Source organism: Streptomyces sp. NPDC001920 (assembly GCF_053594495.1).
Genome location: NZ_JBSFEP010000040.1, coordinates 1 through 12,564, shown reverse-complemented (window position 1 = coordinate 12,564; position 12,564 = coordinate 1). Strand labels below are relative to the sequence as shown.

The window sequence follows — 12,564 nt, the reverse complement described above, 5'->3', positions numbered from 1 at the left end:
GTGACCGGCGTCAAGAAACAGCACTTGTCAGGCACCCCCAACCGCCGGTCCGAGGACGGACACCCCCCGGCACGGCCCCGCCCCACCCACCCCCCGCAGGCGCGACACGCCGAACCCGCACAGGCGCCGCAGGCATCAACACGCACCCCCACCACCCCGCACAGGCACCGCAGGCATCTACGCGCACCCCCACCACCCCGCACAGGCACCGCAGGCACCACGCACCCCTCCCAAGCCGCAAGCACCGACAACGAGAGGCTGACCCGACGTGCACGACGATCTCATCGCCCGGGCCCAGGCATGGCTCGCCGAGGACCCCGACCCGGAGACCCGCGACGAGCTGGCCGGGCTCATCGACGCCGCGGACGTCGATGAGCTCGCCGCGCGCTTCAGCGGCACCCTCCAGTTCGGCACCGCCGGCCTCCGCGGCGAACTCGGCGCCGGCCCCATGCGCATGAACCGCACGGTCGTCATCCGCGCCGCCGCCGGCCTGGCCGCGTACCTCAAGAAGAACGGCCACGAGGGCGGCCTCGTCGTCATCGGCTACGACGCCCGCCACAAGTCGGAGGACTTCGCCCGCGACACCGCCTCCGTGATGACCGGCGCCGGCCTCCGCGCCGCCGTACTCCCCCGCCCCCTCCCGACCCCGGTCCTCGCGTACGCGATAAGGCACCTAGGCGCGGTGGCCGGCGTGGAGGTCACGGCCAGCCACAACCCGCCCCGCGACAACGGCTACAAGGTCTACCTCGGCGACGGCTCCCAGATCGTCCCGCCCGCGGACGTCGACATCGCGCAGGAGATCGCGGCGATCCCGTCCCTCACCGTCGTGCCCCGCCCCACAGAGGGCTGGGACATCCTCGACGACAGCGTCCTGGACGCCTACCTCGCCCGCACGGACGCCGTCCTCGGCCCGGACGCCCCCCGCACCGCCCGCACCGTCTACACGGCGATGCACGGCGTCGGCAAGGACGTCCTGCTCGCCGCCTTCGCCCGGGCCGGCTTCCCCGCGCCCGCCCTCGTCACCGAGCAGGCCGACCCCGACCCGGACTTCCCCACCGTCGCCTTCCCCAACCCGGAAGAGCCCGGCGCCATGGACCTGGCCTTCGCCAAGGCCCGCGAGACCGACCCCGACCTGGTCATCGCCAACGACCCGGACGCCGACCGCTGCGCCGTGGCCGTCAAGGACGGCGAGGACTGGCGGATGCTGCGCGGCGACGAGGTCGGCGCCCTGCTCGCCGCCCACCTGGTCGCCCGCGGAGCACAGGGCACCTTCGCCGAGTCGATCGTCTCCTCCTCCCTCCTCGGCCGGATCGCGCAGAAGGCGAACCTCCCCTACGAGGAGACCCTCACCGGCTTCAAGTGGATCGCCCGCGTCGACGGCCTGCGCTACGGCTACGAGGAGGCCCTCGGCTACTGCGTCGACCCCGAGGGCGTCCGCGACAAGGACGGCATCACAGCCGCCCTGCTCATCACCGAGCTCGCCTCCGTCCTCAAGGCCGAGGGCCGCACGCTCCTCGACCTCCTCGACGACCTGGCCGTGGAGCACGGACTGCACGCCACCGACCAGCTCTCGGTGCGCGTCCAGGACCTGACGGTCATCGCGAACGCCATGCGGCGACTGCGCGAGCAGCCGCCGACCGCGCTGGCCGGCCTGCCCATCACCCGCGCCGAGGACCTCACCCGGGGCACCGACACCCTCCCGCCCACCGACGGCCTGCGCTACACCCTCGAAGGCGCCCGCGTGATCGTCCGCCCCAGCGGCACGGAGCCCAAGCTGAAGTGCTACCTGGAGGTCGTCGTCCCGGTCTCGGCCCACGCCGATCTCCCGGCCGCCCGGGCCAAGGCGGCCGAGCTGCTCGCGACGATCAAGCAGGACCTGTCGGCGGCGGCCGGCATCTGAGCCGTACCCGGCCTGACGGTTCTCCGGGCCGAACCCCGGTCGACCTGCCCCGAGGGGGTGCCCCCACCCGGCGGCACCCCCTCGGGTGATTTCCCGACACAGGTTGACGCGGGCTCCCCGCCCCGCCCGACCGCCCGGGCAACGGTGGAGCGGAAACGCACCACCGATCCGCCTGGAGCCCCGCCGTGTCCTCGACCGCGTTCCGGCCGACACCCCGGGCGACCCCCGCGCCCGGCACCGACCCCCATTGCGGCTCCCCACCCCCACGCGCCCGCCCCGCACCCGAGCGCCTCCTGCGGGCCCTGCGCCATGCGGCCCCCGCCCTTCTCGCCTACCTCGCCGTCCGCTGCACCGGCCTGCTGCTCCTCACCGTCTGGGCGCACCGCCAGGGGCACGGCGTCTGGCCGATCCTGGCCAGGCAGTGGGACAGCGCGGGTACCTCGGCATCGCCGACCACGGCTACGCGCACGGACTCGGCACCGCGTACAGCTCCAACAACCTCGCGTTCTTCCCGCTCCACCCGGTCATGGTCAAGGCCGTCGCGGCTGTCACCCCGGGCACCCGCGCGAGCACCGGCCTCGCCCTCGCGGTCATCGCCTCGTTCGTGGCCGCGTGGGGTGTCTTCGCCGTCGGCGACCGGCTGCACGACCGCCAAGGCGCGGCGACCTCGACCGGACGCCAGACACACCCGCCCCACCAGCCGACCAACACAACACGCCCCGCCCCGCCCGACCACACCGACGGAACACACCCCGCCCCGCCCGACCACACGACGCAACACGCCCCGCCCCGCCCGACCACACGACGCAACACGCCCCGCCCCGCCCGACCGCACGACGGAACACGCCCCGCCCCGCCCGACCACACGGCGGAACACACCCCACCCGATCAGCCCACGACCAGCAGAATCACCAACAGCGCGGCCCCGGCAAGCGCCGGTCCCACCACCTCGTAGGCCCACCGCACGGTCACCTCGCCCTGCGCGGTCTCCGCCTTCTGCCCGTGCTCCATCAGCTGCCGCAGGTCGTCCATGACCTTGTCGGTCTCGGCGCGCATGGGCCCGTCCGTGTCGACGTCGCCGCGCGGCGCCCCGAAGCCGAGACCGCCGAACCCCGCGCCGCCGATCCCGCCGATCCCGCGTCCCTGGCGCTCGCCCCGCGCGGCGGCGCTCCGCTCCGAGTGCGCCCGTGCCGTCCGGCGCGCCGCCTTCTTGCGGGCCCGCAGCGACACCGGGACGGCCCAGAGCTGGTACTTGGTGCCGGACTCGGTGACGACCTCGTTCGAGTAGCCGGACCGCAGCGAGGCGACCCGCGCCCAGGGCAGCGCGATGACGCGGAGCGGGTTGCGGATGCGCAGCCGCTCCTCGTTGGCGTAGACGGCGGGACGCAGGGTGAAAGCGGACACCAGCGGCACGACGAGGATCAGCGCCGCCAGCGCCAGCCACTGCGTGCGGCCCTCGCCGCGGACCAGGGCGTCGCCCCCCAGCCAGAGCACGATGACCAGCAGGGCGACACCGCCCGCGATGCCCAGGGGCGAGCGGTAGACGCGGTCCTTGGACACGGGGGCCGGGGTGGCGGGCGGCTGCTCGGGGGTCGTCATGAGGCCGATTGTGCCGCATGGGCCGCGGGCTCGGGCGAACGCCCGTTCGCGGTGACGATCACGGCTGGGGTGCGCGCGTACGGCGGGTGAAACGGAGGACGCCTGACGCACCGCACGCAAGAGCCCGCTCCTCGGCGCTGTTCCGCCGCCGACGGGTGCGCCCTTCGCGATTCATGGATCCCGCTCTCCGGGGTGTACAGCCGCTACGCGCGTAGATATGCTCGTCTGGTGACCATGCCCACCAATGCATCTGCCGCAGCACACGCACTCACGGACGTCGCCTCGTCCGACAGCACGCTGCGCCGCTTCCTCCACGGGCTGCCCGGCGTCGACGCGGTCGGCCTGGAGGCGCGCGCCGCGTCCCTCGGCACCCGTTCCATCAAGACGACCGCCAAGGCGTACGCCATCGACCTCGCCATCTCGATGGTCGACCTGACGACGCTGGAAGGCGCGGACACCCCGGGCAAGGTCCGGGCGCTCGGCGCCAAGGCGGTCCTCCCCGATCCGACCGACCGCACGACCCCGTCCACCGCGGCCGTCTGCGTCTATCCCGACATGGTGGCCGCCGCCAAGGCGGCCGTCGCCGGGTCGACCGTGAAGGTCGCCTCGGTCGCCACCGCCTTCCCGGCGGGCCGCGCCTCGCTCTCCGTCAAGCTGGCGGACGTGCGCGAGGCCGTGGCGGCGGGCGCCGACGAGATCGACATGGTCATCGACCGCGGGGCGTTCCTCGCGGGCCGCTACATGAAGGTGTACGACGAGATCGTCGCCGTGAAGGAGGCATGCGGGGCCGCCCGCCTCAAGGTCATCTTCGAGACCGGCGAGCTGTCGACGTACGACAACATCCGGCGGGCGAGCTGGCTCGGCATGCTGGCCGGGGCGGACTTCATCAAGACGTCCACCGGCAAGGTCGCCGTCAACGCCACGCCCGCGAACACGCTCCTCATGCTGGAAGCCGTCCGCGACTTCCGCACCCAGACCGGCATCCAGGTCGGCGTGAAGCCGGCCGGCGGTATCCGCACCTCCAAGGACGCCATCAAGTTTCTCGTACTGGTCAACGAGACCGCCGGTGAGGACTGGCTGGACAACCACTGGTTCCGCTTCGGCGCCTCCTCGCTCCTGAACGATCTGCTGATGCAGCGTCAGAAGCTGGCCACCGGCCGCTACTCCGGCCCCGACTACGTGACGGTGGACTGATCACCATGGCATCGGCATTCGCATACGCACCGGCCCCCGAGTCCCGCTCGATCGTCGACATCGCGCCCTCGTACGGCCTGTTCATCGACGGCGAGTTCGTGGAGGCGGCCGACGGCAAGGTCTTCAAGACCGTCTCGCCGTCCACCGAGGAAGTCCTCGCCGAGATCGCCCAGGCCGGCGAGGCCGACGTGGACCGCGCCGTGCAGGCCGCCCGCAGGGCGTTCGAGAAGTGGTCGGCGCTGCCCGGCTCCGAGCGAGCGAAGTACCTGTTCCGCATCGCCCGGATCATCCAGGAGCGGTCGCGTGAGCTCGCGGTCCTCGAAACCCTGGACAACGGCAAGCCGATCAAGGAGACCCGCGACGCCGACCTCCCGCTGGTCGCCGCGCACTTCTTCTACTACGCGGGCTGGGCCGACAAGCTGGAGCACGCCGGCTTCGGCCGGTCGCCGCGGCCGCTGGGCGTCGCGGGCCAGGTCATCCCGTGGAACTTCCCGCTGCTGATGCTGGCGTGGAAGATCGCCCCGGCCCTGGCCACCGGCAACACGGTCGTCCTGAAGCCCGCGGAGACCACGCCCCTGTCGGCCCTGTTCTTCGCGGACATCTGCCGTCAGGCGGGTCTGCCCAAGGGTGTCGTCAACATCCTTCCCGGCTACGGGGACGCGGGCGCCGCGGTCGTGGCGCACCCGGACGTGAACAAGGTCGCCTTCACCGGCTCCACTGCCGTCGGCAAGGCCATCGCGCGGACCGTCGCCGGCACCCGCAAGAAGGTCACCCTCGAACTGGGCGGCAAGGGCGCGAACATCGTCTTCGACGACGCCCCCATCGACCAGGCCGTGGAGGGGATCGTCAACGGGATCTTCTTCAACCAGGGCCAGGTGTGCTGCGCCGGCAGCCGTCTGCTCGTCCAGGAGTCGATCCAGGACGAGCTGCTGGAGTCCCTCAAGCGCAGGCTCTCCACGCTGCGCCTCGGCGACCCGCTGGACAAGAACACCGACATCGGCGCGATCAACTCCGAGGAGCAGCTCACCCGCATCACCTCCCTCGTCGAGCAGGGCGAGGCGGAGGGCGCCGAGCGCTGGTCCCCGGCCTGCGAACTGCCCGAGAGCGGCTACTGGTTCGCGCCGACGCTGTTCACCAACGTCACCCAGGCGCACACCGTCGCCCGCGACGAGATCTTCGGCCCGGTCCTGTCGGTGCTCACCTTCCGCACGCCGGACGAGGCCGTCGCCAAGGCCAACAACACCGCGTACGGCCTGTCCGCGGGCATCTGGTCGGAGAAGGGGTCGCGGATCCTCGCCGTGGCGAACAAGCTCCGCGCGGGCGTCGTGTGGTCCAACACGTTCAACAAGTTCGACCCGACCTCGCCGTTCGGCGGCTACAAGGAGTCGGGCTTCGGCCGCGAGGGCGGCCGCCACGGCCTGGAGGCGTACCTCGATGTCTGACAAGAACGACAAGACCGAGCGCGCCGAGCGGCTCTCCGTCTTCAAGACCTACAAGCTGTACGTCGGCGGGAAGTTCCCGCGTTCCGAGAGCGGCCGGGTGTACGAGGTGACGGACTCGAAGGGCAACTGGCTGGCGAACGTCCCCCTTGCGTCCCGCAAGGACGCCCGTGACGCGGTGGTCGCGGCCCGCAAGGCGTTCGGGGCGTGGTCGGGCGCGACGGCGTACAACCGCGGCCAGATCCTCTACCGCATCGCCGAGATGCTGGAGGGCCGCCGCGAGCAGTACGTCCGCGAGGTCGCCGACGCCGAGGGCCTGTCGAAGTCGAAGGCGGCGGCTCAGGTCGACGCGGCGATCGACCGCTGGGTCTGGTACGCGGGCTGGACGGACAAGATCGCCCAGGTGGTCGGCGGCGGCAACCCGGTGGCCGGCCCGTTCTTCAACCTCTCCTCCCCCGAGCCGACGGGCGTGGTGGCCGTCCTGGCCCCGCAGGAGTCGTCCTTCCTGGGCCTGGTCTCGGTCGTCGCCCCGGTGATCGCGACCGGCAACACGGCGATCGTGATCGCTTCCGAGAAGTCCCCGCTCCCCGCCCTCTCCCTCGGCGAGGTCCTGGCCACCTCCGACCTCCCGGGCGGTGTGGTGAACGTCCTCTCCGGCCGTACGGCGGAGCTCGCGACGCCCCTGGCCTCGCACCAGGACGTCAACGCGATCGACCTCGCGGGCGCCGACGAGGTGCTGGCGAAGGAGCTGGAGGTCGCTGCGGCGGACAACCTCAAGCGCGTCCTGCGTCCACAGCCTGTGGATTACGCGGAGACCCCCGGCATCGACCGGATGACGGCGTTCCTGGAGACCAAGACGGTCTGGCATCCGACGGGGTCGCTGGGCGCCTCCGGCTCGTCGTACTGAGGCCGGCGGCCACCGAGACCGGAGAGCCGTGCTTCCCCTCCGTCCAGGGGAAGCACGGCTCTTCGCCGTCATCCGTTCGATGCGCACCGCAATCATCCGGGCACGCACCGTGTCCGGCGTGTGATGCGCGCATCAAAGCCGAGCCGCGGGGTCGTTCCGGGGCCCGGCCATGCCTCACACTGGTGTCCCGTGAGTTCCCAACCGCCCATACCGACGCGCGTCGTGCTGCTCTGCGGCCCCTCCGGCTCCGGCAAGTCCCTGCTCGCCGCCCGCTCCGGTCTTCCGGTCCTGCGGCTCGACGACTTCTACAAGGAGGGCGACGACCCGACGCTGCCCCTGGTCCCGGGGAGCTCCGACATCGACTGGGACCACCCCGGCTCCTGGGACGCGGACACCGCCGTGGCCGCGATCGTGTCGCTGTGCCGTACGGGACGTACGAACATCCCGGTGTACGACCTCTCCCTCAGCGCCCGCACCGGCGAGGAGGCCGTCGAGATCGGGCGGACCCCCCTGTTCATCGCGGAGGGCGTCTTCGCCGCGGAACTGGTCACCCGCTGCCGGGAACTGGGTGTGCTGGCCGACGCGCTGTGCCTGAGCCGCGGACCGGTGAAGACGTTCCGCCGCCGCTTCGTGCGCGATCTGCGGGAGGGCCGCAAGTCGGTGCCCTTCCTGCTGCGCCGCGGCTGGCGCCTGATGCGTCTGGAGCGCTCGATCATCGCCCGCCAGACCGGTCTGGGCGCCCACGCCTGTGACCGGGACGAGGCCCTCGGCAGGCTCGCCGAGGCCGCCGCGGGCCGCTGCCCGGTGGCTGCGACGCCGGCGAGCTGAACGACTCCGGCGCCTTCTGCGTCGTAGGCCCGAGATCCTGCGACGGAAAGGGCGACGATGAAGCGTGCAGCTCTGCTCGTGACGGCGGCGGCACTCGTGGCGGCGGCCGGATGCACGGGCGCGAGCACCGAGGGCGTGAGCGGCTCGGCCTCCTGCTCTGGCCTGGTGACGTACGACAGCCGCGGCTATCTGCCCACGGAGAAGTCCGTCTTCACCGTCGGCGAGCGGCTGGGCACCGCGACCGTCGCGGCGTGCGACGACACCCCGAACGACTCGGACTTCGGCATCCCCGAGAGCACCACCGGCGCCTACGCGATAGAAGGGGTCGACCCCGCCGAGGCCATCGCCGTGGGGGACAGTCCCGCCGAGGCGGCGCCCATGGCTGCCCGCTGACCACGCAGCGAAGCGGGACTGGACGGACCCCCCGGCCCTCCAGCCCCGCTCTGGCTGTGCTCCACCGCTTCCCCCGTGGTGGAGCACCCCCCGTTCCCCCGTTGGTCCCCCCCCCGCGGGCCCCCCGGCCCCCGTGGTCCCCCCACTGCTACCGCTCCCCCGAACGGCCCCCCCGAACCTTCAGGCCACAAGCTCCCCGAAGGCGTCCTCCTCGTCACGGCCGAAGCTGAGGACCTCGTCCTCGCGCAGCCGGCGGAGCGACCGCCAGATGCTGGACTTCACCGTGCCGACACTGATGTCGAGGATCTCCGCGATCTCCGGGTCGGTGCGGCCCTCGTAGTAGCGCAGGACCAGCATCGTCCGCTGGAGTTCGGGCAGCCGGGCCAGCGCCTGCCACAGGACCGCGCGCAGTTCGGTGCCGCGCATCGCGTCCGTGTCGCCGGGCGTCTCCGGCAGTTCCTCGGTCGGGTACTCGTTGAGCTTGCGGCGCCGCCAGGCGCTGATGTGCAGGTTGGTCATGGTCCGCCGCAGGTACCCGCCGACGGCGGCCTTGTCGCTGATCCGGTCCCAGGCCCGGTAGGTCGAGAACAGTGCGCTCTGAAGCAGGTCCTCGGCCTCGAACCGGTCACCGGTCAGGTGGTAGGCGGTGGCGTACAGGGAGGCGCGGCGCTCCTGGACGTAGGCGGTGAACTCCGCCTCCGACAGCGAGCGACGCCGCTCCCCCGAGTCCTCCCTGTACGCCGATCCCCCGTGCGTTTCCCCCGTGAAACCGTCAACCACCGTCATGTACGCCTGCTGCGCATGCCCGGTGTGCTGACGCCCGGTGCCGCGAGCGCACCCCCGCCCTCCGGACTTCTCCGAACCCCGGCCCCCGTTCACGTCGTGCAGACGCGTGATCACTGCGCTGGTGCTGGTGCCGTGCAGCGTGTTCATCTCGCGCCCCCCGTCGTGGACTTCCGGTGTTCAGCTCGTGCGTCGTGCGGTCTTGCGACTTGCTGTCCTGCCTGTGCCGAAAAGCTTGCCCGGGCACCTTCATGGCCGTGTCCGCCGACTGTCACAGACCTGTCACAGGGGACCGCCCGTGAGGCGACCCGGCGCGCACGGAAAGAAGCGCTACGTGCGCGTAGCCGTACAGCTCGTACAGGTGTCGAAAGACAGCCCCGCATGGGCCAGAATGACCCCCGTGCCTTCCCTGTTGCTGATCGAGGACGACGACGCCATCCGCACGGCCCTGGAGCTCTCACTGACGCGCCAGGGACACCGTGTGGCCACCGCTGCCACCGGCGAGGACGGCCTGAAGCTGCTGCGTGAGCAGCGGCCGGACCTGATCGTGCTGGACGTGATGCTGCCCGGCATCGACGGGTTCGAGGTGTGCCGGCGCATCCGGCGCACGGACCAGCTGCCGATCATCCTGCTGACCGCGCGCAGCGACGACATCGACGTCGTGGTCGGGCTGGAGTCCGGCGCGGACGACTACGTCGTCAAGCCCGTGCAGGGACGTGTCCTCGACGCCCGGATCCGGGCGGTGCTGCGGCGCGGTGAGCGGGAGTCGAACGACGCGGCGAGCTTCGGCAGCCTGGTCATCGACCGCGCGGCGATGACCGTCACCAAGAACGGCGAGGACCTCCAACTGACCCCGACCGAGCTGCGCCTGCTGCTCGAACTGAGCCGCCGGCCGGGCCAGGCCCTGTCCCGCCAGCAACTGCTGCGCCTGGTCTGGGAACACGACTACCTCGGCGACTCGCGCCTCGTGGACGCCTGCGTCCAGCGGCTGCGCGCCAAGGTCGAGGACGTGCCCTCCTCCCCCACGCTGATCCGCACGGTCCGTGGAGTCGGCTACCGCCTGGACGCGCCTCAGTGACGGACGAGCAAGAAGAGTCCCGCGGTTGGTTCGCGGTTCGTAAGGGAGTCTGGTCGAGGCTGCGGTTCACCAGCCTGCGGCTGCGGCTGGTGGTCGTCTTCGGTCTGGTGGCGCTCACGGCGGCCGTGTCGGCGTCGGGGATCGCCTACTGGCTCAACCGGGAAGCGGTGCTCAAGCGCACCCAGGACGCGGTGCTGCGCGACTTCGAGCAGGAGATGCAGAACCGCGCGGGCCTGCTGCCGCAGGAGCCGACGCAGGACGAACTGCAGCACACGGCCGGGCAGATGGCCAACAGCAGCCAGCGCTTCAGCGTGCTGCTCGTCGCCCGGGACGCCGACGGCAAGACCGTGTTCGGCAGCTCCGGCGGCCTGGACGGCTTCACGCTCGCGGAGGTGCCCGAGTCCTTGCGCACCGCCGTGAACGACAAGCAGGAGGTCAACTCCTCCAACAAGTCCGAGTACCACCTGTACTGGCAGCGGATCGTCGACGACGACACCCCGTACCTGGTCGCCGGTACGCGGGTGATCGGCGGCGGCCCGACCGGCTACATGCTCAAGCCTTTGGACCAGGAGGCCAAGGACCTCAACTCCCTGGCCTGGTCGCTCGGCATCGCCACGGGCCTCGCCCTGATCGGCTCCGCGTTGCTCGCGCAGGCCGCCGCCACGACCGTGCTGAAGCCCGTGCACCGCCTCGGCGTCGCCGCCGGCCGCCTCGGCGAGGGCAAGCTGGACACCCGCCTGCGGGTCTCCGGCACGGACGAACTGGCCGATCTCTCACGGACCTTCAACAACGCCGCCGAGGCGCTGGAGAAACGGGTCGCCGACATGGCCGCCCGCGACGAGGCGTCCCGCCGCTTCGTGGCCGACATGTCCCATGAGCTGCGTACACCCCTCACCGCGATCACCGCCGTGACGGAAGTACTCGAAGAGGAACTGGAGGCGGAGTCCGGGTCCATGGACCCCATGATCGAACCCGCCGTACGCCTCGTCGTCAGCGAGACGCGCCGCCTGAACGACCTCGTCGAGAACCTCATGGAGGTCACCCGCTTCGACGCGGGCACGGCACGCCTGGTCCTGGACGACGTCGACATCGCCGACCAGATCACCGCCTGCATCGACGCGCGCGCCTGGCTCGACGCGGTGGACCTGGACGCCGAGCGCGGCATCATGGCCCGCCTGGACCCGCGCCGTCTGGACGTCATCCTGGCCAACCTGATCGGCAACGCCCTCAAGCACGGCGGCTCCCCGGTCCGCGTGACGATCCGTGAGGCGGACGACTCGATCGTGATCGACGTACGCGACCACGGCCCCGGCATCCCCGAGGACGTCCTCCCGCACGTCTTCGACCGCTTCTACAAGGCCAGCGCCTCCCGCCCCCGCTCCGAGGGCAGCGGCCTCGGCCTGTCCATCGCCCTGGAGAACGCCCACATCCACGGCGGCGAGATCACCGCCGCCAACTCCCCCGAGGGCGGCGCGGTGTTCACCCTGCGCCTGCCCCGGGACGCCTCGGAGCTGACGGGACAACCGGACGGCGACGAGGGCAAGGGAACGGGCACCGCGAAGAAGGGGGACGCCTGATGACGAAGCGGGTACGCCGCCTCCTGGCACTCTCCGCGCTGGGCACCACCGTCCTGGCCGGCTGCGGCATACGGTCCACCGAGGTACCGACCGACTTCGGCCCCGCGCCCTCACGTGTGCACTGCTCCCTGTCCGAACCGAGCGTCTCTACGCAGGCGGCGCGCGGCCTCCCCGTGCAGGTCTTCCTGCTGTGCGGCTCCCAGCTGGTGGCCGTCGAGCGCACGGTGCGGGTACCCGACGGCACCGCCGACTCCGAGCGTCGGGTGCTGGTCGCCCAGGGCCTGCTCGACGAGCTGGACGCGACGCCGTCGCCCGACGAGAAGGAGGCCGGCTACACCTCGGACGTCCGCGGCGCGATGAGCGTGAGCGGCCCCGGCCCCGACGACCCCGAAGAGACACTGCGCCTGAGCACACCCCCCAGCGACCTCACGTCGTACGCCCTCGCCCAGATCGTCTGCACCTTCTCCGACTCCACGGCCGCCGAGGGCGACGGCTCGGTCGTCCTGGGCGGCCCCGAGGGCACCCCCCTGCGCCGCTACGAATGCACCGACGAGGTCCGCACGAGACCGGGCAGCAACGAACCGCCGTCGACAGAGATCACGGAGCCCTGACAGCGCACCCCCACCGCCCCACGGCCGCCCACGGCGCACCCCACCGCCCCACGGCCGCCCACGGCGCACCCCACCGCCCCACGGCCGCCCACGGCGTCCCCCCACCGCCCCGAGGCCGCCGACGGCGGTGAGGGGCCGTGCCGGGGGGTGCCCGCCCGCAGTGACCGGCGTCAAGAAACAGCACTTGTCAGGCACCCCCAACCGCCGGTCCGAGGACGGACACCCCCCGGCACGGCCCCGCCCCACCCACCCCCC

Annotated in this window: 12 protein-coding genes; 10 read left to right on the top strand and 2 right to left on the bottom strand. The window is 72.0% G+C overall.

Annotation, left to right across the window (positions count from 1 at the left end; translation table 11 throughout):
• The first annotated feature begins 268 nt into the window (after positions 1–268).
• Together ACWCPI_RS38645 and ACWCPI_RS38640 are read left to right on the top strand one after the other, a co-directional pair.
• Complete coding sequence (locus ACWCPI_RS38645) at positions 269–1,900, top strand: phospho-sugar mutase (RefSeq protein ID WP_451042630.1); 1,632 nt, start codon at positions 269–271, stop codon at positions 1,898–1,900.
• Between the two features lie 421 nt (positions 1,901–2,321).
• Positions 2,322–2,855 (top strand): hypothetical protein, encoded by a 534-nt coding sequence (locus tag ACWCPI_RS38640; protein ID WP_451042629.1) that lies wholly within the window; start codon positions 2,322–2,324, stop codon positions 2,853–2,855.
• On the opposite strand, the gene ACWCPI_RS38635 is transcribed toward ACWCPI_RS38640, so the two are convergent.
• Positions 2,789–3,499 carry a PH domain-containing protein gene (locus ACWCPI_RS38635; protein ID WP_451042628.1) on the bottom strand — a complete coding sequence of 237 codons (711 nt, stop codon included), beginning with the start codon at positions 3,497–3,499 and terminating at the stop codon, positions 2,789–2,791. The genes ACWCPI_RS38640 and ACWCPI_RS38635 overlap by 67 nt on opposite strands.
• Positions 3,500–3,733: 234 nt before the next feature.
• Here ACWCPI_RS38635 and deoC point away from each other — a divergent pair, with 234 nt between their 5' ends.
• The 5 genes from deoC to ACWCPI_RS38610 all read left to right on the top strand — a co-directional run bounded on the left by deoC (position 3,734) and on the right by ACWCPI_RS38610 (position 8,260).
• A complete protein-coding gene (deoC, locus tag ACWCPI_RS38630) occupies positions 3,734–4,693 on the top strand; it encodes a deoxyribose-phosphate aldolase (RefSeq protein ID WP_451042631.1) in 960 nt (319 codons plus the stop codon).
• Between the two features lie 5 nt (positions 4,694–4,698).
• A complete protein-coding gene (locus ACWCPI_RS38625) occupies positions 4,699–6,135 on the top strand; it encodes an aldehyde dehydrogenase family protein (protein ID WP_451042627.1) in 1,437 nt (478 codons plus the stop codon).
• Positions 6,128–7,039 carry an aldehyde dehydrogenase family protein gene (locus ACWCPI_RS38620; protein ID WP_451042626.1) on the top strand — a complete coding sequence of 304 codons (912 nt, stop codon included), beginning with the start codon at positions 6,128–6,130 and terminating at the stop codon, positions 7,037–7,039. Before ACWCPI_RS38625 ends, ACWCPI_RS38620 begins: the two co-directional genes overlap by 8 nt.
• A gap of 120 nt (positions 7,040–7,159) precedes the next feature.
• A complete protein-coding gene (locus ACWCPI_RS38615; protein WP_451042625.1) occupies positions 7,160–7,867 on the top strand; it encodes a uridine kinase family protein in 708 nt (235 codons plus the stop codon).
• A gap of 57 nt (positions 7,868–7,924) precedes the next feature.
• Positions 7,925–8,260 (top strand): DUF6281 family protein, encoded by a 336-nt coding sequence (locus ACWCPI_RS38610; RefSeq protein WP_451042624.1) that lies wholly within the window; start codon positions 7,925–7,927, stop codon positions 8,258–8,260.
• Positions 8,261–8,440: 180 nt separating this feature from the next.
• Here the strand turns inward: ACWCPI_RS38610 and ACWCPI_RS38605 are convergent, their stop codons facing one another.
• Positions 8,441–9,193, bottom strand: a complete 753-nt coding sequence (locus ACWCPI_RS38605; protein ID WP_451042623.1) for a SigE family RNA polymerase sigma factor — start codon at positions 9,191–9,193, stop codon at positions 8,441–8,443.
• 250 nt (positions 9,194–9,443) lie between these two features.
• On the opposite strand from ACWCPI_RS38605, the gene afsQ1 reads away from it, so the two are divergent.
• The 3 genes from afsQ1 to ACWCPI_RS38590 are packed head-to-tail and all read left to right on the top strand — an operon-like array spanning position 9,444 to position 12,309.
• A complete protein-coding gene (gene afsQ1, locus ACWCPI_RS38600; protein WP_062722075.1) occupies positions 9,444–10,121 on the top strand; it encodes a two-component system response regulator AfsQ1 in 678 nt (225 codons plus the stop codon).
• The gene (locus ACWCPI_RS38595) at positions 10,118–11,698 is read left to right on the top strand and encodes an ATP-binding protein (protein WP_451042622.1); all 1,581 of its coding nucleotides are present in this window, start codon (positions 10,118–10,120) and stop codon (positions 11,696–11,698) included. The genes afsQ1 and ACWCPI_RS38595 overlap by 4 nt, the downstream gene beginning before the upstream one ends.
• A complete protein-coding gene (locus ACWCPI_RS38590) occupies positions 11,698–12,309 on the top strand; it encodes a hypothetical protein (protein ID WP_451042621.1) in 612 nt (203 codons plus the stop codon). The genes ACWCPI_RS38595 and ACWCPI_RS38590 overlap by 1 nt, the downstream gene beginning before the upstream one ends.
• Positions 12,310–12,564: the final 255 nt, after the last annotated feature.